Origin of the sequence: Qipengyuania sp. GPGPB31 (genome assembly GCF_038396345.1) — a bacterium.
In the GTDB taxonomy this organism is placed as follows: Bacteria; Pseudomonadota; Alphaproteobacteria; order Sphingomonadales; family Sphingomonadaceae; genus Qipengyuania; species Qipengyuania citrea.
Genome location: NZ_CP149572.1, coordinates 143,474 through 164,633, shown reverse-complemented (window position 1 = coordinate 164,633; position 21,160 = coordinate 143,474). Strand labels below are relative to the sequence as shown.

At 65.5% G+C, this 21,160-nt stretch carries 20 protein-coding genes, 1 tRNA gene and 1 pseudogene; 11 read left to right on the top strand and 11 right to left on the bottom strand.

Annotation, left to right across the window (positions count from 1 at the left end):
* Window positions 1–24: 24 nt before the first annotated feature.
* Entirely contained in the window at window positions 25–1,233 is a 1,209-nt protein-coding gene (locus WKH79_RS00910; protein WP_341859327.1) for a hypothetical protein, read from the top strand.
* 33 nt (window positions 1,234–1,266) lie between these two features.
* On the opposite strand, the gene WKH79_RS00905 is transcribed toward WKH79_RS00910, so the two are convergent.
* Together WKH79_RS00905 and WKH79_RS00900 are read right to left on the bottom strand one after the other, a co-directional pair.
* Window positions 1,267–2,430 (bottom strand): acyl-CoA dehydrogenase family protein, encoded by a 1,164-nt coding sequence (locus tag WKH79_RS00905; RefSeq protein WP_050600210.1) that lies wholly within the window; start codon window positions 2,428–2,430, stop codon window positions 1,267–1,269.
* Between the two features lie 43 nt (window positions 2,431–2,473).
* On the bottom strand, window positions 2,474–3,235 hold the full coding sequence (locus tag WKH79_RS00900) for a crotonase/enoyl-CoA hydratase family protein (protein ID WP_341859326.1): 762 nt from the start codon (window positions 3,233–3,235) through the stop codon (window positions 2,474–2,476).
* A gap of 117 nt (window positions 3,236–3,352) precedes the next feature.
* Here WKH79_RS00900 and WKH79_RS00895 point away from each other — a divergent pair, with 117 nt between their 5' ends.
* The 5 genes from WKH79_RS00895 (at window position 3,353) to WKH79_RS00875 (ending at window position 7,968) form a co-directional block, all read left to right on the top strand.
* A complete protein-coding gene (locus WKH79_RS00895) occupies window positions 3,353–4,621 on the top strand; it encodes an acetyl-CoA C-acetyltransferase (protein WP_341859325.1) in 1,269 nt (422 codons plus the stop codon).
* A 58-nt stretch (window positions 4,622–4,679) separates the two neighbouring features.
* Window positions 4,680–5,741: a GTPase ObgE gene (obgE, locus tag WKH79_RS00890; RefSeq protein WP_341859324.1), complete on the top strand. Its 1,062-nt coding sequence runs from the start codon at window positions 4,680–4,682 to the stop codon at window positions 5,739–5,741.
* A 75-nt stretch (window positions 5,742–5,816) separates the two neighbouring features.
* On the top strand, window positions 5,817–6,935 hold the full coding sequence (gene proB, locus WKH79_RS00885) for a glutamate 5-kinase (protein ID WP_341859323.1): 1,119 nt from the start codon (window positions 5,817–5,819) through the stop codon (window positions 6,933–6,935).
* A complete protein-coding gene (locus WKH79_RS00880) occupies window positions 6,932–7,843 on the top strand; it encodes an NAD(P)H-binding protein (protein WP_341859322.1) in 912 nt (303 codons plus the stop codon). Before proB ends, WKH79_RS00880 begins: the two co-directional genes overlap by 4 nt.
* 49 nt (window positions 7,844–7,892) lie before the next feature.
* A tRNA-Thr gene (locus WKH79_RS00875) sits at window positions 7,893–7,968 on the top strand.
* Between the two features lie 15 nt (window positions 7,969–7,983).
* Here the strand turns inward: WKH79_RS00875 and WKH79_RS00870 are convergent.
* From WKH79_RS00870 to WKH79_RS00830, 9 genes and pseudogenes are all read right to left on the bottom strand, one after another.
* Window positions 7,984–8,740: pseudogene (locus tag WKH79_RS00870) on the bottom strand (phosphoadenylyl-sulfate reductase).
* On the bottom strand, window positions 8,737–9,162 hold the full coding sequence (locus WKH79_RS00865) for a DUF934 domain-containing protein (RefSeq protein WP_341859321.1): 426 nt from the start codon (window positions 9,160–9,162) through the stop codon (window positions 8,737–8,739). Before WKH79_RS00865 ends, WKH79_RS00870 begins: the two are co-directional and overlap by 4 nt.
* The gene (locus tag WKH79_RS00860) at window positions 9,155–10,789 is read right to left on the bottom strand and encodes a nitrite/sulfite reductase (RefSeq protein WP_160766502.1); all 1,635 of its coding nucleotides are present in this window, start codon (window positions 10,787–10,789) and stop codon (window positions 9,155–9,157) included. The genes WKH79_RS00865 and WKH79_RS00860 overlap by 8 nt, the downstream gene beginning before the upstream one ends.
* Window positions 10,789–11,085 (bottom strand): DUF2849 domain-containing protein, encoded by a 297-nt coding sequence (locus WKH79_RS00855; RefSeq protein WP_063505894.1) that lies wholly within the window; start codon window positions 11,083–11,085, stop codon window positions 10,789–10,791. Before WKH79_RS00855 ends, WKH79_RS00860 begins: the two co-directional genes overlap by 1 nt.
* Window positions 11,082–11,840 carry a uroporphyrinogen-III C-methyltransferase gene (cobA, locus tag WKH79_RS00850; RefSeq protein ID WP_063535330.1) on the bottom strand — a complete coding sequence of 253 codons (759 nt, stop codon included), beginning with the start codon at window positions 11,838–11,840 and terminating at the stop codon, window positions 11,082–11,084. Before cobA ends, WKH79_RS00855 begins: the two co-directional genes overlap by 4 nt.
* Window positions 11,841–11,936: 96 nt before the next feature.
* Window positions 11,937–12,935 (bottom strand): mechanosensitive ion channel domain-containing protein, encoded by a 999-nt coding sequence (locus WKH79_RS00845; RefSeq protein WP_202392411.1) that lies wholly within the window; start codon window positions 12,933–12,935, stop codon window positions 11,937–11,939.
* Window positions 12,936–13,006: 71 nt separating this feature from the next.
* A complete protein-coding gene (gene metC / locus WKH79_RS00840) occupies window positions 13,007–14,218 on the bottom strand; it encodes a cystathionine beta-lyase (protein WP_341859320.1) in 1,212 nt (403 codons plus the stop codon).
* A gap of 2 nt (window positions 14,219–14,220) precedes the next feature.
* Complete coding sequence (locus WKH79_RS00835) at window positions 14,221–15,054, bottom strand: sulfurtransferase (protein WP_341859319.1); 834 nt, start codon at window positions 15,052–15,054, stop codon at window positions 14,221–14,223.
* 37 nt (window positions 15,055–15,091) lie between these two features.
* Window positions 15,092–16,213 carry a hypothetical protein gene (locus WKH79_RS00830; RefSeq protein WP_341859318.1) on the bottom strand — a complete coding sequence of 374 codons (1,122 nt, stop codon included), beginning with the start codon at window positions 16,211–16,213 and terminating at the stop codon, window positions 15,092–15,094.
* Between the two features lie 119 nt (window positions 16,214–16,332).
* Between WKH79_RS00830 and queF the strand changes: the two genes are divergently transcribed.
* From queF to WKH79_RS00805, 5 genes are all read left to right on the top strand, one after another.
* On the top strand, window positions 16,333–16,791 hold the full coding sequence (queF, locus tag WKH79_RS00825) for a preQ(1) synthase (RefSeq protein WP_341859317.1): 459 nt from the start codon (window positions 16,333–16,335) through the stop codon (window positions 16,789–16,791).
* A 612-nt stretch (window positions 16,792–17,403) separates the two neighbouring features.
* Window positions 17,404–18,381, top strand: coding sequence for a fatty acid desaturase (locus WKH79_RS00820; protein WP_341859316.1), 978 nt, complete (start codon window positions 17,404–17,406; stop codon window positions 18,379–18,381).
* 149 nt (window positions 18,382–18,530) lie between these two features.
* On the top strand, window positions 18,531–19,175 hold the full coding sequence (locus WKH79_RS00815) for an SRPBCC family protein (protein ID WP_341859315.1): 645 nt from the start codon (window positions 18,531–18,533) through the stop codon (window positions 19,173–19,175).
* Window positions 19,175–20,356: a zinc-dependent alcohol dehydrogenase gene (locus tag WKH79_RS00810; RefSeq protein WP_341859314.1), complete on the top strand. Its 1,182-nt coding sequence runs from the start codon at window positions 19,175–19,177 to the stop codon at window positions 20,354–20,356. The genes WKH79_RS00815 and WKH79_RS00810 overlap by 1 nt, the downstream gene beginning before the upstream one ends.
* 2 nt (window positions 20,357–20,358) lie before the next feature.
* On the top strand, window positions 20,359–21,153 hold the full coding sequence (locus WKH79_RS00805) for an SDR family NAD(P)-dependent oxidoreductase (protein WP_341859313.1): 795 nt from the start codon (window positions 20,359–20,361) through the stop codon (window positions 21,151–21,153).
* Window positions 21,154–21,160: the final 7 nt, after the last annotated feature.

The window sequence follows — 21,160 nt, the reverse complement described above, 5'->3', positions numbered from 1 at the left end:
TGGCGCCTCGCGCTCGCCCTGATCGTGGGCGGCGTGCTGGCGCTGGCGCTGCTCCTGACCAGTTCCGAACCGGCCGTACCGGATAGCCGGCATGCCACGGCAGAGCAGGTCGCCGCCGCGCGCGCGCTCGTCAATCAGGCGCGGCGAAGCCGGGCGACGGGGGAGCCGGTCGAACTCACGCTCGCCGAAGCCGAACTGGCCGCGACCTCGGCGATGGTGACGCAGGGCTTTGCGCCCAACCGCTTCGACGCGCGCGTCGAGGATGGCGTGCTCACGCTGACCGGCAGCCGGCCCATGCTCTTCCGCTGGATCAACATCCGCGCGCAGGCGTCCGGGGCCAGCGAGGGGCTGCCGACCTTCACCGTGAAGATCGGCGCGCTGCCCCTGCCCGACTGGTTCTCGCAATGGGGACTGGCGCTGATCCAGCGCCAGATGGCCGCGCAGGGCGGCACCCTCCCGCCGATCGACACGATCGTGCGCAGCATGCGGATCGGGCCCGACAGCGTCACCGCGCGGGTCCTTATGCCGCAGGGCAGCCTGCTCGCGCATGCCCGGACAACCGGCGTTCCCGCGGTCGATGAAGACATGGTGGGCACCATCTACTGCACGCTCGCCGAACGGCAGCGCGGCGAGCCTGCCCCGCTGCTGGCGCAGCAACTGCGCCGCGCGCTCGCGGCTTCGCAGCCCAGCCCCGAAGGGCATTCCGCCGCGCTCGTTGCGCTTGCGCTGTTCTCGCTCGGGCCCGAGGCGGCCGAACTGTTCGGCGGTGTCGACGGCACGATCGGCACCTGCGCGGCCCGGCCGGTCACGCTGACGCTGCAGGGCCGCGCGGACTGGGCGAAACACTGGGCGCTGTCGGCAGCGCTCGAGACCACCACCGGCAGCAGCATCAGCGCGGCGATCGGTGAATGGAAGGAACTGGCCGACAGCCTGGAAAGCGATCCGCTGCTGGCTCCCAAGGACCCGAGCGGCTTCTCCTTCGTCGATCTCGCCAGCGACCGATCGGGGATCAAGATCGCGCGGCGCCTGACCGATCCGGAGCGGATGGAAGACACGCGTGCGGCCTTGCTGGGCGCGCAGGACGAAGATCTGCTGCCCGCAGCGGCGCTCGCGCTCAGCGACGGGCTGACCGATGCCGAATTCGCAGCGCGCTACGGCGCGACCGACGATCCGCGCTATGAACGCAAGGTCGCCAGCATCGACGCGATGCTCCGCCGCGGCGGGATCGACTGAAGCAGCCGGTCTCCGCCGCGCCGGAGGATGCGGTCACATCGAACGGGCGATGACCATCTTCATGACTTCGTTCGAGCCGCCGAAGATCCGCGTGATGCGGCTGTCGCGGAACATGCGTGCGATCGGGTAATCGTTGATGAAGCCCGCGCCGCCGTGGAACTGCAGGCACTTGTCGACCACTTCGCCCTGCAGTTCGGTGACCATGTACTTGGCCATGCATGCGGTCGGCACGTCGAGCTCGCCCTTGAGGTGCTTGGCGATGCAGTCGTTGACGAACACCCGCGCCGCAGTGCCGCGCGCGTTGAGGTCGGCGAGCACGAACTGCGTGTTCTGGAAGTCCCAGATCGTCTGGCCGAACGCCTTGCGGTTCTTGACGAAGTCCATGGTGACTTCGAGCGCCTTCTCGATCCCGGTCATCGCGCCCATGGCGATGATCAGCCGTTCCTGCGGTAGCTCCCCCATCAGCTGGTAGAAGCCCTTGCCTTCCTCGCCGCCGAGCACGTTCTCTGCCGGCACGAAGACATCGTCGAAGAACAGTTCGGAGGTATCCGCCGCATCCATCCCGACCTTGTCGAGCTTCTTGCCGCGCTGGAAGCCTTCGGCGCCCTCGGTCTCGAGCAGCATCAGCGAGATGCCCTTGGCGCGCTCGTTCGGATCGGTCTTGGCAACGACGATGATGAAATCCGCCGTCTGGCCGTTCGAGATATAGGTCTTGGCCCCGTTGATGCGGTAACCGTTGCCGTCCTTGAGCGCAGTGGTGGTGATGCTCTGCAGGTCGGAGCCGACCCCCGGTTCGGTCATGGCAATGGCGCTGACCAGTTCGCCCGTGACGAGCTTGGGCAGGTACTTCTTCTTCTGCTCCTCGGTCCCGTGACGCACCAGATAGGGCAGGATCACCGTGTTGTGCAGGCTGGCGGCGAAGCCCTCGACGCCGTGCTTCGCCTGCTGGTCGATCACCACCATGTCATGCCGGAAATCGCCGCCGTGGCCGCCGTATTCCTCGGGTACGGAGACGCCCAGCAGGCCGGCTTCGCCCGCCTCGTTCCAGAATTCGCGTTCGACCTGGCCGTCCTCGCGCCATTTGAGCACGCGCTTTTCCGGCGCATGCTGCTGGTAGAACTTGCCCACGGCATCGGCGAAGATGGAGATCTCCTCGTCTTCCATGAACTCGGGCTGGGGTACGTTGATTGCTGGCATCTCTCGGATCCTCTCGAATGTTCTTGTGACGCGCCGAAGGGTCTTACTTGCCCTTCCAGTTCGGCGCGCGTTTCTCGGCGAAGGCGGCGGCGCCTTCACGGGCGTCTTCGGACACGAAGACGGGAGCGATAAGCTGGGTCTGGCGCTTGTAGCGTTCGTCCATCGGCCAGCCGCGCGATTGCTTGATAACCTGCTTCGACACCTTCACCGCCAGCGGGCCGTTTGCGACGATCCGCGCGGCGAGTTCCTTGGCCCCGGCCAGCGCATTGCCATCGGTCACGCGGTTGATGAGGCCCAGCTCATAGGCGCGCGGCGCATCGATGAAATCGCCGGTCAGCGCCAGTTCCATCGCGATCCGTTCAGGGATCTGGTCGGGCAGCATCATCACGCCGCCGGCTGCAGCGACAAGACCGCGCTTCACTTCGGGGATGCCGAACTTGGCCGCGGCGCTGGCGACCACCAGGTCACAGGCGATCATCAGTTCGAGCCCGCCAGCCAAGGCATAGCCTTCGACTGCGGCGATGAGCGGCTTTTCGGGCGGCTGCTGCACCACGCCGCCGAAGCCGCGCCCTTCGACGCTGGGCGATTCGCCGCGCAGGAAGCCCTTGAGATCCATGCCCGAACAGAAGGTCCCGCCAGCGCCGGTCAGGATGCCGACGCGCAGATTGTCGTCGCTGTCGAGGCGGTCCATCGCCGCGGCGATCCCCTCGGCCGCGGCCTTGGTCATCGCGTTCTTGGCATCGGGCCGGTTGATGGTGACGACGAGGATGCCGTCTTCGTCGCTCGTCAGAACTTCCTCGGACATAGCCGCTCTCTCCCATTTCAAATCGAAACTTGTCTTGCGCCCTTGCTGCGCGACGTTTACGCAAACGTCAACCGGCATTCGCCGCATAAAAAGACAAAACGAGAGGAGTCAGAAGCCATGGCCGAAGCCTATATCATCGACGCTGTCCGCACCCCGCGCGGGATCGGCAAGCAGGGCAAGGGCGCGCTCGCGCACATGCATCCGCAGCACCTCGCGGCCACCTGTCTCACCGCGATCAAGGATCGCAACGATCTCGATACCTCGACGGTCGACGACGTGATCTGGTCGGTCAGCACGCAGGACGGGATGCAGGCGGGCGACCTGGGCCGCATGGCCGCGCTCGATGCAGGCTTTGACGTGACGTCCAGCGGCACCACGCTCGACCGGTTCTGCGGCGGCGGCATTACCAGCGTGGCGCTGGCGGCGGCCCAGGTGATGAGCGGGATGGAAGACTGCGTCGTCGCCGGCGGCACCGAAATGATGAGCCTCACCGCTCAGATGACCAAGGACAAGATGGCCGCCGGGCTCAAGCCGCCGATGATGGGCAGCCATAACGAGCGCCTGATGCGCTCGCACCCGCAGAGCCACCAGGGCGTCTGCGGCGACGCGATTGCCACGATCGAAGGCTTCACCCGCGAGGAGCTCGACGAAGTCGGCTATCGCAGCCAGCAGCGCGCCGCCAAGGCGATCGCGGAAGGCCGTTTCGACAAGTCGGTCGTCCCGGTGAAGGACGACGAGGGCAATGTCGTGCTCGACAAGGAGGAATATCCGCGCCCGCAGACCACGCGCGAAGGCCTGGCCGAACTCGAACCCGCCTTTGCCAAGATCGCCAATGTCCCGCTCGACAAGAGCGGCACCACCTTCGCCGGGCTGGTGAATGCAAAGTACCCCGATGTCGAAATCAAGCACTTCCACCACGCCGGCAACAGCTCGGGCGTGGTCGATGGCGCCGCCGCGGTGCTGGTCGCCAGCAAGGACTATGCGCAGAAGCACGGGCTCAAGCCCCGGGCGCGCATCGTTGCGACGGCCAATATGGGCGATGATCCGACGCTGATGCTGAATGCCCCCGTACCTGCGGCGAAAAAGGTGCTCGCCAAGGCCGGACTCACCACCGACGATATCGACCTGTTCGAAATCAACGAGGCTTTCGCCGTCGTCGCCGCGAAATTTGTCAAGGATCTCGGGCTCGACTGGGACAAGGTCAACGTCAACGGCGGCTCGATCGCGCTGGGCCACCCGATCGGTGCCACCGGGTCGATCCTCATCGGTACGATGGTCGACGAACTCGAACGCCAGAACAAGCGTTACGGCCTTGTCACCATGTGCGCTGCGGGCGGGATGGCCCCCGCGATCATCGTCGAGCGGGTGGACGATTTCGTCGACTGATACGCCATAAGCATGCGCGCCCTCGCCTATGTCCGCGAAAGCGGCTAGAGGGCGCGCCATGCACTTTCTCGACCAAGCCAAGATCTTTCTGAAATCCGGCGCAGGCGGCCCCGGCGCGGTCAGCTTCCGCCGCGAAAAATATATCGAGTACGGCGGCCCCGACGGCGGCAATGGCGGCAAGGGCGGCGACATCGTGTTCGAAGCCGTCCAGGGCCTCAACACGCTCATCGACTTCCGCTACGCCCAGCATTTCAAGGCCAAGCGCGGCAATCACGGCCAGGGCAAGGACCGGACCGGGGCCGGCGCACCCGACCTCGTCGTCAAGGTTCCGCTCGGCACCCAGGTGCTCAGCGAGGACAAGGAAGAGGTGCTCGCCGATTTCACCGAGGTCGGCCAGCGGCTCGTGTTCCTCGAAGGCGGCATGGGCGGCCGCGGCAACGCGAGCTACAAATCCAGCACCAATCGCGCACCGCGCCAGCACCAGCCCGGCGAACCGGGCGAGGAAATGTGGGTCTGGCTGCGGCTCAAGCTGCTGGCCGACGTCGGCCTGCTCGGTCTGCCCAATGCGGGCAAGAGCACCTTCATCAACCAGGTATCCAATGCCAAGGCCAAGGTCGGCCATTACGCCTTCACCACGCTGGTCCCCAAGCTGGGCGTGGTGACGCACAAGGGCCGTGAATTCGTGCTTGCGGATATCCCGGGCCTGATCGAAGGCGCCGCCGAAGGCGCCGGGATCGGCGACCGCTTCCTCGGCCATATCGAACGCTGCCGCGTGCTGATCCACCTGATCGACATTTCGGGCGACGATCCGGCCGAAGCCTATCGCACGGTCAATGCCGAACTCGAAGCCTATGGCAGCGAACTGGCGGACAAGCCGCAGGTGGTGGCGCTGAACAAGCTCGATCTCGCCGACCAGGAACTGGGCGAAGCCTTCGCCGAGGAACTGCAGGCCGCGGGGGCGGACAAGGTCTTTCCCATCTCGGGTGCGACCGGCGCCGGGACCGGCGAACTGCTCGATGCCCTGCTCGGCTATCTGCCCGATCACACCTCGACCGAGACGAAGACCGTCGAAGTCGAGGATTCGTCCGACGACAGCAATCCGGAATGGTCGCCGATCTGACCGTGAAGGCATGGTAACAGCGCGGCAAGGCAAGACGGCTTCCGCGCGCCGCCCGCAGCCGCTAGTCCCCTGCTGATGGACATCGCCGCCCTTTCCGACCTGCGCCAGGCGCGCCGCCTTGTCATCAAGGTCGGCTCTGCCCTGCTGGTCGACAAGGGACGCGCGCGGACCGCATGGCTTGCCTCGCTTGCGGCGGAAATCGCCGAATTGCGGCAGACTTGCGAAGTCCTGCTCGTTTCATCGGGGGCGATCGCGCTGGGCGCCGCCCGGCTCGGCCTGCCTCACGGCGGCCGCGGCAGCCTCGCCGACGCGCAGGCCGCGGCATCGGTCGGGCAGGTGGAACTCGCCCGCCTGTGGTCCGATGCGCTCGGCGCACAGGATATCACTGCCGCGCAAATGCTCGTCACGCTCGGCGATCTCGAGGACCGGCGCCGCTATCTCAATGTTTCCGCCACGCTCGGACGCCTGCTGGCCGCGGGCGCGGTACCGGTGGTGAACGAGAACGACAGCGTGGCGACCGAGGAAATCCGCTTCGGCGACAATGACCGGCTGGCCGCGCGCATCGCGCAAGCGGCGGGCGCGGATGCGGTGCTGCTGCTGTCCGACGTCGACGGGTTGTTCGACCGTGATCCGCGTGAGCCCGGCGCGCGGCGGATCGCGCGCGTGGACGGGGTTTCGCCCGAGATCATGGCAATGGCCACTGCCGATTCCGGCTCGGGCCTAGGTTCGGGTGGCATGCGCGCCAAATTGCAGGCCGCACGCATCGCGGAACGCGCGGGCATCGCGCTGGCGATCATCAACGGCACCCGGCCCGCACCCTTCGCGGCCGCGTTGGCGCAGGACAGCGGCACCGTGTTCGTGCCGCAGTCGGGCGCGTCCGCACGCAAGGCCTGGCTCGGCGGACGGCTGGCCCCGGCAGGCAGCGTGACGGTCGATCAGGGGTGCATGGCCGCGCTCGATAACGGAGCAAGCGTCCTGGCCGCTGGCGTTACCGCGGTGGAGGGAGATTTCGTCCGCGGCGATCTCGTCGCAGTGCACGGCCCCGGAGGCGAACGGCTTGGTCAGGGACTGGTCGAATATGCCGCTGCCGAATGCCGCGCGATCATGGGGCTGAGGGAAGACCAGCAGGCACGCACGCTCGGCTATGCCCCGCGCGCCGCCGTCGTCCACCGCGATCACATGGTGCGCCTGTGACGATCGCGCTGACCGGTGCCACCGGCTTCGTCGGCCAGGCCGTGCTCGACCAGACGGCGCAGTCTGACGAGACCGTGCGCGCGTTGACCCGCCGCGCCCAGGCCCCGCGCGCCAATGTCGAATGGGTTGCTGGCGATTTGTCCGATACCGCCGCGCTGGCTGCATTGTGCGAGCCTTGCGATGCGATCGTCCACGTGGCGGGGCTGACCAATGCGCCCGATCCCGCGGCGTTCGAGGAGGCCAATGTCGGCGGCACCGCAAGACTGATCGCCGCTGCCAGGCACAGCCGCGCCAAGCGGTTCGTCTTCGTTTCCTCGCTCTCGGCGCGCGAGCCCGGACTGTCGGCCTATGGCGCCTCGAAAGCGCGAGCGGAAAAGCTGGTCGAGGCCAGCGGGCTCGACTGGACGATCGTGCGCCCGCCGGGCGTCTACGGTCCGCGCGACGTCGATTATTTCGAGATGTTCCGCAGCGCACGGTTCGGCTTTGTCCCGCTGCCGCCCGGCGGCGCGAGTTCGATCATCCATGTCACCGATCTGGCGCGGTTGCTGCTGGCGCTGGTCGATGCCCCGCCCGCGCTGGTGCGCCGCCGCGTTTTCGAACCCGACGATGCGCGCGAAGGCGGCTGGTCGCACAAGGAACTGGCGCGTGCGATCGGCAAGGCGGTGGGGCGGCCGGTCTTCGCGCCGCACCTGCCCCGCAGCGTGCTGGATGCGGCAGCGAAAGTCGACCGGATGGTGCGCGGCGACAAGGCCCGGCTTACCGCCGACAGGGTGGGTTATATGACGCATCCCAACTGGGTCGCGCGGTCGGCTATGAAAGTGCCCGAAGCCGTCTGGTCACCCAGCGTAAGCGGTGAAGAAGGCCTCGCCGCGACAGCGCGGTGGTATCACGACAACGGCTGGTTCTGAAGCTCTGGACATTTGCGCGCGATTGCTCGAAAGGGCGCGCTTTGCGGGCGCCGGCTTAGCTCAGTTGGTAGAGCAGTTGATTTGTAATCATCAGGCCGGGGGTTCGAATCCTCCAGCCGGCACCAGCACCGCCCACCGGATCAGAGGAAGGGTTCCTCGCCCGGCTTGTGGATCCCGCATTCGACCTTGTCCCAGCCCGACCAGCGGCCCGCGCGCGGGTCTTCGCCCTTGCCGACCTGACGCGTGCACGGCGAGCAGCCGATGCTGGGAAAGCCGCGATCGACCAGCGGATGGCGCGGCAGGTCATGCGTCTCGAAATAGGCCGCGATGTCCTCTGCCGACCAGTCGATCAGCGGGTTGATCTTGAGCCGGCCCTGCACATCGGCCGAGTCCACTTCGAAGCGCGGCAGATTGGCGCGCGTCGCCGACTGGAACGCCTTGCGTCCGGTGAAGCTGGCATCGAAATTGGCGAGCGCCTTTTCCAGCGGCTTGACCTTGCGCAGTTCGCAGCAGCCATCGGGATCGTACGACCAGCGCAGCCCGGTATCGTCGCGCGTCTGCAGATCGGCGATCTCGGGATAGAGATCGACGCGGTTGAGCCCGAGCCGCTCGGTCAGCTCGTCACGGTAGGCGAGCGTTTCGGGGAAATGCTTGCCGGTATCGAGGAACAGCACGGGCACGGTCAGAATCGACCTGCGCGATCAGATGCAGCAACACCGCGCTCTCGGCCCCGAAGCTCGACACCACGGCGGTATCGCCGACCAGGTTCCCCTCGATCACCGCGCGCAGCCATTCCTCGGTCTCGGTCCCGCGGAACATGCGGTTGAGACGAATCGCATCCTGCTCGGTGAAACGGGGACCCACGTCGATCCGGTCGATGGCGCGCAAACGGTTCATGGGTGCCGCTTGGTCCAGATCGGGGTGCGGTCGTCCGCCGCGTTCTGATACACTTCTGGCCATCGCTCGAAAGCGGCCTTCACATCGTCCATGTCGAATTGCTGATCGGGCTCGAACGCATCGAAGCCGCAGCGGCGCATATAGGCCAGCTGGTCGACCAGCACGTCGCCCACCGCGCGCAATTCGCCCTTGTAGCCCGCCTCGCGCAGCATCCGCGCCGAGGAGTAGCCACGGCCGTCGCCAAATGCGGGGAAGTTGACCTCGACCAGCGCCAGCCGCTGAAGATGCGGCAGCAATTCACGCGTGTCGTCGCCCGGTTCGATCCGGACGGCCTGCGCATTCGACTGGTCGACGAAAGCGTCCACCGTCACGGCGGGATGATCGACCGGTTGGTCGTCGCGATAGCGTAGCGTCTCAGCCATAGAGCGCCTCCTTGAAGGGGTTCATGCCGATGCGGCGGTACGTATCGAGAAAGCGTTCGCCGTCCTGGCGTTCGCGTTCGAAGACGGTGGTCACGGTTTCGACTGCGTCGACGATGCCGTCTTCGCTGAAACCGGGACCGGTGATCTTGGCCAGGCTGGCATCCTGCGCCTCGCTGCCGCCGAGCAGGAGCTGGTAGTTCTCCACCCCCTTACGGTCGACGCCGAGGATGCCGATGTGGCCCGCATGGTGATGCCCGCAGGCATTGATGCAGCCCGAAATCTTGAGCTTGAGTTCGCCCAGCGTCCCGGTCTTGCCATTGGCGGCGAAGCGTTCGGAAATGCGCTGCGCGATCGGGATCGACCGGGCATTGGCGAGGCTGCAGTAATCGAGCCCCGGGCAGGCGATGATGTCCTCGACCGTATCGAGGTTCGGGCTGCCCAGCCCCGCTTCGTCGAGCGCTGTCCACAGCGCGTGCAGATCGGCCTTGCGGACATGCGGCAGGACGATGTTCTGCGTGTGCATCACGCGCAGTTCGTCGAAGCTGTAATCCTTCGCCAGATCGGCCATCAGGCGCATCTGTTCGGCAGTCGCATCGCCGGGGATGCCGCCCACCGGCTTGAGGCTGATCACCGCCGAGACATAGCCCGTTTCCTTGTGCGCGACCGTGTTGCGATCGACCCAGACGGCGAAATCGGGGTCGCTGCGGTCGATCTCGTCGCCTGCGCCGGCTTCGAACAGCGGGTCCTCGAAATAGGTCCGGATCCGTTCGAGCTCGGCGAAGGGCGGTTCGACGCCTTCTTCGAGCAGGTGGGCGTATTCCGCCTCGACCTGGCGCGTGTATTCTTCCGCGCCCATCTCGTGGACGAGGATCTTGATCCGCGCCTTGTACTTGTTGTCGCGGCGGCCATAGCGGTTGTAGACCCGCAGGCACGCCTCGGCATAGGTGACCAGCCGGTCGAGCGGGACGAAGGGGTTGATGCACGGCGCGATCATCGGCGTGCGTCCCATGCCGCCGCCGACGTAGAAGGCAGCGCCCAGTTCACCCGCATCGTTCTCGACGATCTGGATACCGATATCGTGCAAGCGCATCGCCGCGCGATCGGTGTCGCTGGCGATCACCGCGATCTTGAACTTGCGCGGCAGATAGCTGAATTCGGGATGGAAGCTCGACCACTGGCGCAGCAGCTCGGCATAGGGCCGCGGATCGACCACCTCGTCAGCGGTAGCGCCCGCAAAGTGATCCGAGCTGATATTGCGGATGCAATTCCCGCTGGTCTGGATGGCGTGCATTTCGACCTTGGCCAGATCGGCCAGGATATCGCCGGCATCCTCCAGCTTGATCCAGTTGTACTGGATGTTCTGCCGCGTGGTGAAATGGCCGTAACCGCGATCATACTTGTCCGCGATATCGGCCAGCGCGTGCATCTGCTGGCTGTTCAGAGTGCCATAGGGGATCGCCACCCGCAGCATGTAGGCGTGGAGCTGCAGATAGAGCCCGTTCATCAGCCGGAGCGGCTTGAACTGGTCTTCGGTCAGCTTGCCTTCGAGACGGCGGCGCGCCTGGTCGCGGAATTCCTCCACGCGGGCATCGACCATCGCCTGGTCGTATTGGTCGTATTTGTACATCAGATCACCCAGTTACCGATTTCGGGATCGGCAGGCTTGAGGGTCAGGTCGGGACGGACGGTCGGGCCAAGCGCACGAACGCGCTCCTTGATATGCGACGGCCGGGGGCTGCCATCCTGCAGTTCGGCGTCCACTGCATAAGGCGAATTGACACGCCGGGCGGCCTCTTCGCGGCGCGCGATCTCGTCTTCGCTACCTGCCACATCGGCCGCATCCTCGACGTGGATCGACCAGTCGCTGCCGGTCCACCAGGTCACCGCGCCGGTCTTCAAATCATTTCCGGTAAGCAATCTCATCGTGCCGCCTCCTGCGCGGCGACCGCCAGGGCGACATCGTCGCGCGCGGTCACTTCACCAATCACGATCAGCGCAGGGCTGACCACCTTTTCATGTTCCACCAGATCGGGCAGCCCGGCGAGCAGGCCGCGCAGCACGCGCATGTCGGGGCGCGTGCCGTTCTCGATCACCGCCACCGGCATGTCGGGCGACAGCCCGTCTTCCATCAGTTTCTCGGCGATCTGCGGCGCGGTCTTCACGCCCATGTAGATCACCAGCGTCCGGCCCTTGCCGGCAAGCCCCGCCCAGTCCTGGTCCTTCAGACCCTTGCACTGGCCGGCCACGAAGCTGACAATGCTCGACGCGTCGCGATGCGTCAGCGCGATCTGTGCCGCCGCCGCGGCCCCGTTGGCCGCGCTGATCCCGGGCACCACCTCCACCGCAACGCCGGCAGCGCGGGCGACTTCGGCCTCCTCGCCGCCGCGGCCGAACACGAACGGGTCCCCGCCCTTGAGCCGCACGACGTCCTGGCCCGAACGGGCCACGCGGACCAGCAGTTCGCTGATCTCTTCCTGCGGCAAGGTGTGATGCGAACGGCGCTTGGCCACGCTGATCAGCTGCGCATCGCCGCGCGCAAGTGCGAGGATCGCAGGGTCGACCAGTCCGTCATGGACGATCACCCGCGCGCTCTCGATCAGCCGCGCAGCGCGCAGCGTCAGGAGATCGGGATCGCCCGGTCCCGCGCCGACGAGATAGATGGTTCCGGTCTGTGCCATGATCGCAAGATGCGAGGGGCACGGCCGTTGCGCCAATCAGAATGCGTGTCCGGCTAGGAAGGCGAGATTTGAAACCGGCGCTGTGCGCGCGGCAACCTATTCTTTCGCGCTGCCCGCAGGCTTGCGCCCCTGCACCATGAGCTCGGCCAGCCGCTCGAGCTGGTCGCTGCCGCGGATATGCAGGTCGCGTTGCGGGAACGGGATCTCGATGCCGTTGTCCTTGAACAGCCACCACAGCTTCTTGAGCACCGCGCTGCGCACGTTGCCGACCCCGTCCTCGGGGTCGGTAATCCAGCAATGGATCACGAAATTGACCGAGCTGTCGCCATATTCGCTCATCCAGACCGTTGGCGGCGGCGCACTCAGCACCCGGTCGCAGGACTTCGCCGCCTCGAGCATCAGTTCCTCGGCCAGCTTCATGTCGGCTTCGTAACTCACCCCGACCGGCACCTGCATCCGCACGTTCTTGGACGAATAGGACCAGTTCTCGACCTGGTTGATCATCAGGTTTTCGTTCGGGATCAGATATTCGCGCTGGTCGCGCGTGGTCACCGAGACCGCGCGGATGCCGATCTTGCGGATCTGGCCGAAGCTCTCGTTGCCCGCCAGATCGGCCACCGCGATCACATCGCCCGGCTTGATCGACCGGTCCATCAGCAGAATGATCCCTGCGATCAGATTGCCGAAGGTCTTCTGCAGGCCGAAACCGATCGCCAGGCCGAAGGCGCCCGAAAACACCGCCAGTGCGGTCAGATCGATCCCGAGCAGGTCGATGCCGAGGAAGAAGGCGGCAGCCCAGACGATGATCGTGATCACCTTCTCGACCAGCAATTGCTGCGCCTCGTCGAGCCGGGTCATGCGGCGGACCAGGCGCCGGCTCATCCGGCTGGCAAACCATGCAAGGAACAGGATGCCTACGATCACCGCGGCAACGACCAGCACGTCGAACAGCGAGATGCGGAAATCGCCGAACGACAGCGCCACGGTATCGACCGTGTCGATGACCGAGCCGACAGTCTCGCTCTGCGAACTCAGCGCTTCCTTGGCGCCTTCGGCCGCGGCGACCGAGCTTTCCTCGACCACCGGCTCGGCCAGGTTCCATGCCTGTTCGACCGCAGGTGTCGCAGCGGTCGGTTCGGCGGTGGGAGGAGTTTCGCCTTGCACGTCTATCCTTCGTTAAGCGCCGCGAAACCGCGGTCGAGATCGGCGATCAGATCGGCGGGGTCTTCCAGCCCGATCGACAGCCGTATGCCATGGCGGTCCGCTTCGCTCCAGCCCGGCTTGGGCCAGGGCATCGCAGAACGCACCGGTTCGACGTCGAACGGCAGGGCGAGGCTTTCGAACCCGCCCCAACTGTAACCGATGCCGAACAGTTCCAGCCGATCGACCAGCCGGCACCTCGCGGCATCGTCCCCGCCCTTGAGCACGAAACTGAACAGACCGCAGCCGCTGGTAAAATCGCGTTGCCAGATGTCATGGCCGGGCGCACCGGGAAGCAGGGGCGACAGCACATGCGCCACTTCGCTGCGCGCATCGAGCCATTCGGCGATCGCCAGCGCGGTCGCGGTCTGGCGCTCGAGACGCACGCCCATCGTCCTCAGCCCGCGCAGCACCAGCGCGGCATCGTCAGGCGACACGACATGGCCCAGCCGCTGCGCACCAAGCCGCAGGCGACGATACCAGCGTTCACCCGCGCTGGCGGCACCCATCATGACGTCCGAATGGCCGCCGACATGCTTGGTCAGCGCGGTGATGGCGATATCGCAGCCATGCTCGAGAGCGGGAAAGCCGAGCGCGGTGGCCCAGGTGTTGTCGATCAGGCTGACGGCTCCCCTTTCGCGCGCGATGGCCGCCAGCGCGGGAATATCGCAGACCTCCATCGTGAGGCTGCCCGGCACTTCCAGCATGACCGCGCGCGTGCGGTCGCAGAATGCCCCGGCAAAGGCTTCATGGTCGAGCGGATCGAAGAAGCGGTGCTCGATGCCGAGATCCTTCAGCAGGCCCGTGGCCGCGCTGCGCGTGGGATCATAGGCATTGTCCGCCACCAGCAGCACATCGCCGCTGCGCAGGACCGTCAGCAACGCGCCGACCAGCGCGGCCAACCCGCTGGGATAGAGGACCGTGCCGGCGGCCCCCGGCTCGAGCGCGGTAAGCGCTTCGGAGAGCGCCCATTGCGTGGGCGATCCGCGGCGGCCGTAAAAGAACTGCCCATCGCGGTTGTCGCTCTTGCGCGCGCGCAATGCGGCGCAGTCGGGGTAGAGATGCGTGCTTGCGCGCCACACGGGCGGGTTGACCACATCGCTGGCGAAATCGCCCGATCGCCCGCTGGTCACCAGCCGTGTCGCCGCGCGATGGGTGCTGTCGTCTCCCCCTGCCATGTCTATCGCCCGCTCCCCGCCTGCTTGGGCGTTTGCGGATCCTCCCCCCATTCCAGCCAGCTGCCATCGTACAGCGCGGTATCGTCCTTGCCCGCGAGGTGAAGCCCGAAGGACAGCACCGCCGCGGTCATGCCGCTGTTGCAGCTCGTGACGACCGGACGGTCGAGATCGATGCCGGCGCTTTGGAAAAGACCAGCGATTTCCGCTGGCGTACGATAGGTGCCCGCTTCGGTCAGCAACTGCGTGAAATGCACGTTCGCGGCGCCCGGGATATGGCCCCGCGATCCGCTTCCTTCTTCGCCGGCAAAGCGCGCCGCGTCGCGCGCATCGACCACCTGTTCGGCCACGCTGGCGCAGTTGGCGAGGATATCCTCTTTGCTGCGCACGCCGGCAGCACGCTTGGGCACCGGGAAATCGACCGGGCTGCCGGAAACCCCACCGCTTTCGAGTGCGCGCCCCTCGGCGGTCCACTTGGCCAACCCGCCATCGAGGATCGCCACTTGCGCGAAGCCGTACAGCCGGAAGATGTACCACGCGCGGGCCGCGCTGCGGATCGGGCTGTCGTCATACAGCACGACCCGGTACGACGGTGCCACCCCGAGCTGCCCCAGCCGCGCCGCGAATTGTTCGGGACTTGGCAGGGCCTTGGGTACCGGCGAACCGGGATCGACGAAGCTGACAAGGTCGAGAAACCGCGCGCCGGTCACATGCGCCGCCGCGAAATCCTGCGCCGCCTGGCGCGGACTGTCGGGCAGATGCATCGACGCATCGAGCACCACGAGGTCCGCAGCGCCGAGCTGGTCGGCAAGCCATTGGGTCGAAACGAGACTGTCCATCGCCAACCGGGTAGCGCGGCGGCCCGGCGAAGTCGAGTTAGGCGAGCTCGCGCTGCGCGACCGGGCTATAGCTGCGCGGCCCTTCGTCGAGCCGGATGGGCTGCACGCGGCTGCTGCCCGGCGCGGCCTGTCCGACAACGAAGGTCCGCAACAACGCGTCCCCGCCGCGCGCCGAGATACGCATGCGCAGCAAGGGGACCAGCAACGGATGCCGTCCCTGCCGGATCACCTGCGCCTGTGCGAGCGCAAGCTGCACCTGTCCGTCGAGCGTGATGCTCTGCCCGGGCGCCAGCCGCGGGACTGCATGGCGCTCTTCAAGCGCGGTTTCGGCCGTCGCGACCTGCTGATCCATTGGTGCCTGGGCATGAGCCGACACCAGATCGAGCCCGACGCCGATCGCGCCGAGCGGCGCCTCGCTGCGGTTGGTCAGGGTCAGCCGGTATTTGACTGTTACGAAAGCGGCGCTGCGGATGATCTTGTCGGGCTCGACGAACAGTCGGAGGGCGTCCCCCAGCGCCGCCGGACCGGCGGGCGGAGCGCTGCGGACAACCGGGCGCTGGATTTCGGGGACGTGCCGGCGCCGGCGGCGACGCCAGGCGGCGAAGCCTGCGCCGAGCAGCGCCAGCAACATTGCACCGCCCGCAAGCGGCAGCCACGGGGTCCGCCCGCCCTCCTCGTTCGCAGCGGGGTCTGGAAGCGGCGCTGCGGGCACTGCGGGTTCTGCGACGGACGAAGCCGCGCGCATATCGCTCGCGGGGTCTTGGACCGTCGGCGGCTCCTCGGGCGCGGAGCTCATGGCCGCCGCTTCACCTGGATCCAGCGCAGGCGGCGTCACCGCAGGCAGCGGCGTAGCGCGCGGGGATGGCTGGGCGACCGGGGCGCGCGGCGCCCTGTCTCCGGATGGCCCGGGTACCGGTGACAGCGTCGGAGCCGGGCTCGGCGCGGCGGTGGGGCTCGCTGTCGGCGCTTGAGTCGGGGTTGCGAGGACGCGCGGGCGAATCTCGACCCCGCTGCGCGTATCCGCGGGCCCTTGCACCTGCGGGGTGGCGCTGGGCGTCGGCGCGGGTTCGAGCGTGAAATCATTGACCGATTGTGCCTGCGCCACGGGCGGCAGCGCTGCGGCGAGTGCAATCAACGGGATACGGGTGACAAATGCCATTGCGGGTCGTTTCGTGAGAAAGGGACCGCGAGTGTGCGGGGCGGCGGTGAATAGGTACTGAAGCGCGGGCTTCCAAGCCCCGCCTTGCGCTGCGCCGCGCTTCGCGGCAGGAGCGCGGCATGAGCGACACACCTGCCCCCAAGTTCCTTGGCGCGAACACCGCGCTGCCCGCCGCGCCCGAAGAGGCCGAACTCGACTACGTCCCCAATCCGCGCGCCGGCCAGTTGTATATGGTCCGCTTCGCCGCGCCCGAATTCACCTCGCTGTGCCCGGTGACCGGCCAGCCCGACTTCGCGCATCTGGTGATCGATTACGCGCCGGGGGAAACCATCGTCGAATCGAAGAGCCTGAAGCTGTTCCTCGGCTCGTTCCGCAACCATTGCGGTTTCCATGAGGACGTGACCGTGGGGATCGGCCAGCGGCTATTCGACGAAATGCAGCCGCAATGGCTGCGCATCGGTGGATACTGGTATCCGCGCGGCGGCATCCCGATCGACGTCTTCTGGCAAAGCGGCGCACCGCCAGCGGCCCTGTGGCTGCCCGACCAAGGCGTTTCATCCTATCGCGGACGCGGCTGACACACGGACATCAGGCACGCATTCGCCGGCGGATGCGTGCCGCAAGATCTGGATTGTCGAGAAATCCCGTGGCGGAGAGGGTGGGAGACACTTTCAGCTTATAATATACTGGAATGATAGCATTATGCTGGATGAATAAGCGGTAATACCCCCCATAATACCCCCAATCAGTTTTGGGCTCGTAACGGTTTATTGCAGGTCACCTATTTCACTATGCCACCTTGGCTTGGCACGCGAAGCGGGCTGATGCCGTCCAGATATGTTGTAGGCCGCACGTTAGGTTTGTGCCAAACTGGGTTGATCAAAATAATGTCGTCAGATCTGGAAGATCGACAGCCTTCGACAGCCTTCGACAGCCTTCGACAGCCTTCGAGAGCGGCAACTGGGGTGCTGACTGGCTAGATTTGGGCACTTTGCAGCTCGGCTGAAACTGGGCCGTTAGTGGACAGTCCGCTTTTGGCGCGGGACACATGAAAGCCGCCAGCATTTCTGGGCACAGTCGATCCTGCGTGACAAGCACGATGCAACATTAGCGGATCGCGAGTGAGTGTTTCGTGTTCTGAAGCGGCCTCGGCAGCCGTTCGCCCCTCCATGCCCGACCCTCGTCAGTTAATGCGCGACCTGCAGGTGTTCCGCGATCCCCAGCCGGGGCGCAGCCTGTGGGAGCTTAGCATCACGCTGTTCCCCTTTCTTGGGCTGTTCGCCGTGATCATTGCATCTGTGGACGCGGGTTACCTGTTCGTCCTCTCGCTTACTCCGCTCCCCGGACTGTTCCTGCTGAGGCTCTTCATTATTCAGCACGATTGCGGCCACGGCACCTTCATGCGGGACCGCGCGAGCAACGACTGGTTCGGGCGGTTGCTCGGCGTCTTCACGCTCACGCCCTATGATTGCTGGAGCCTCAGCCACGCGCGTCATCACGCCATGACTGGCAACCTCGACAAGCGCGGTTTTGGCGATGTCGATACGCTGACGGTGCGCGAGTATTGCGAGAGATCGAGGACACGGCGGCTGGGCTATCGCCTATACCGCCACCCTTTGACCTTGCTTGGTTTTGGCCCTGCCTATCTCTTTCTGCTGCGGCACCGTCTGCCGGTGGGATTGATGAAGGAGGGCTGGAAGTTCTGGATCAGCGCCCTGGGAACGAACCTTGCCACTCTCGCAATCCTCGCTGTGCCAGTATGGTTGGTCGGCTTCGGAGTGACGCTGGCGGTGTTCCTGCCGACCCTGCTCTTCGCAGCGAGCATGGGAGTGTGGCTGTTCTACATCCAGCACCAGTTCCCCCAAGCATACTGGGAAAGCAAATCCGACTGGTCCTTCGCCGAAGCCGCCCTGATGGGCAGCACACATTTAGATCTGCCGCCGGTTCTGCGCTGGTTTACCGGCAATATCGGCATCCACCACGTGCACCACCTTTCGAGCACGATACCGTTCCACCGCCTGCCCGAAGTCCTGGACGCGCATCCGGCTCTGCGCGATCTCAACCGCTACACGGCATGGGAGTCGCTCAGCGCGTTCCGTCTGGCTCTGTGGGATGAGGAACAGCAGCGTATGGTGACGTTTGCTGAAGCCGAGAAGATGATGGGCTAAGCTTGCGCTTTCAAATAGCTAGATCCGGCCCTGAACGCCGCTGAAGAGTGCCTCGGTAGAATTGAACTCAACCCACCAACGCCTCGCCGAAAATGTCCGGAACTGTTTGAGCGGGGATTCGCTGCGTCATCATGTCGCGGAGAAAATCTATGTCTCAAAATTCCAAAATCGGCGCCGGATTGGGCGGCGTCGTTCTTACTGCCGGAGCGATCGCATTCGGAGCGTTCCTGTCCAACAGGCACCAAAATCGCGGATATGACGATGCCGCCAACCATACCAAACGCCAGCCTGAAGGCGACAACGCGCAGGTCGGCCGATCGGTAACCATCCGCAAGCCGCGAGCCGAACTGTTCGCCTTCTGGTCGGACTTCTCCAACCTGCCACAATTCATGGAGAATGTGGAAGCAATCGAAGCCGGCGCAGACGGAACATCGACCTGGCGGATCAAGGCCCCCGCGGGTCAGACAGTCGCGGTGAAAACCGAAATCGCCAGCAAGAAGCAGGACGAGTCGATCGCCTGGCGCTCGGTCGAGGATTCCGAGACCGAGACCAGCGGCGAGGTTCGCTTCGAGGATGCACCGGGCGAGCGCGGAACCAGGGTCAGCCTTGTGATGGCCTACGACCCGCCCGCAGGCGCGCTCGGCCGAGCGGTGGCGAAGCTGTTCCTGCGTGAGCCGCAGGTCCAGGCCCGGCATGATCTGAAGCGTTTCAAGATGCTCATGGAAACCGGGGAAATAGCGACATCGGCGCGAACGCGGGACGAAACCCGTGCAGCCAAGCAGGAGAACGGATGATGCGAGCACTTACCTGGCATGGAACCAACGACGTTCGCGTGGACACGGTCAGCGATCCGGAAATCATCAATCCCCGCGATGCGATCATCAAGATCACCAGCACGGCCATCTGCGGGTCCGACCTTCACCTGTATGATGGCGTCATTCCCGGCGTGGCGCCGGGCGATGTGCTGGGCCATGAATTCATGGGCGAAGTCGTCGAGACGGGGTCTGCGAGCGATCTGAAGAAAGGGCAGCGCGTCGTTGTGCCCTTCACGATCAGCTGTGGCGGCTGTTTCCATTGCAAGCAGCAGCAATATTCGGCCTGCGACAATTCCAACCCGGCTGAAAAGCAGGATATGTCGGCGACGCTCTACGGCCAGCCGATGGCCGCGCTGTTCGGCTATTCGCACCTGACCGGCGGCTATTCCGGCGGACAGGCCGAATACGCCCGTGTGCCCTTTTCCGATGTCGGCCCGATCGTCGTTCCCGACCATCTGGAGGACGACAAGGTGCTGTTCCTTTCAGACATCCTCCCGACCGGCTGGATGGCGGCGAAAAATGCCGACATCCAGCCCGACGATACGGTTGCGGTGTGGGGCTGCGGCCCGGTCGGATTGTTCGCGATCCAGTCGGCCATCGTAATGGGCGCATCCAAGGTGATCGCGATCGACCACTATCCGAACCGCCTGGCGCTGGCGAAGCAGCTGGGCGCGGAGATCATCGACTTCCGCGAGACCGATGTGCGCGAGGCCCTGATGGAAATGTCCGGCGGGATCGGCGTGGATGCGGTGATCGACGCGGTCGGCATGGAATCGCACGGCTTCGCCATCGACAACATGTTCGACGTCGTGAAGCAGAAGGTTGGCATGGGCGCCGACCGCGCGAGCGCGCTGAAGCAGGCGATCCTCGCGGTCCGGTTCGGCGGCAAGGTCTCGATCCCCGGCGTTTATGGCGGGATGACCGACAAGTGGCCGCTCGGGGCGATGATGGAGAAAGGCCTGCAGGTCCGCGGCGGCCAGACCCATGTCCAGAAATATACCAAGCAGCTGCTCGAGAAGATCGAGGATGGGACGCTCGATACCACGTTCCTGATCAGCCACCGGCTGCCGCTCGAACAGGCGGCCGAGGGCTACAAGAATTTCAAGGAGCAGCAGAATGAATGGACCAAGGTCATTCTGAAGCCCGGGATGGAGAACTGATCATGGGCGGGAAAATCGACAGGCTGTCTGGGCTGTGCGTGATCACCGGTGCTTCGAGCGGCATCGGGCTCGAGCTAACGAAGCTGGCGGCCCGCGATGGCTGCGACCTGATCCTCGCCGCCGACCGTGATCTTGGCGCGGCCGAAGCCGCCGCGCGGCAGTGCGGTGCCGCAGGTGTCGAGACGGTCGAAGCCGATCTCGCCAACCGCGATGGCCTCCAGGCCCTTGTGACGGCGCTCGGCGATCGCACGCCCGATGTCCTGCTGGCCAATGCCGGCCATGGGCTGGGCGAAGCGTTCCTCGATCAGGAGTGGAAGGACATCGCCCATGTCATCCACACCAATGTCACCGGCACGACCTGGCTGCTGCACCATGTCGGGCAGAAGATGCGGGCGAAGAATGCCGGTCGCATCCTCGTGACCGGTTCGATCGCGGGGCACATCCCCGGCGCTTTCCAGCTCGTCTACAACAGCACCAAGAGCTACATCGATTACTTCTGCTTCGGGCTGCGCAACGAGCTCAAGGATACCGAGGTTGTCGTCTCGTGCCTGATGCCGGGGCCGACCGATACCCAGTTCTTCGACCGCGCCGGGCTCGAGAACACCGATGTCGGCAAATCGGACAGCAAGGACGATCCCGCCATGGTCGCCGAGGCGGGCTACAAGGCCCTTCTCGAAGGCGACGCGCACACCGTCAGCGGCTTCATGAACAAGATCCAGGATATGTTCGCCGGCGTGATCCCCGACACGGTGCTGGCCCAGATGCACCGGCGCATGGCCGAACCCGACGATCGCTAGGACCGCG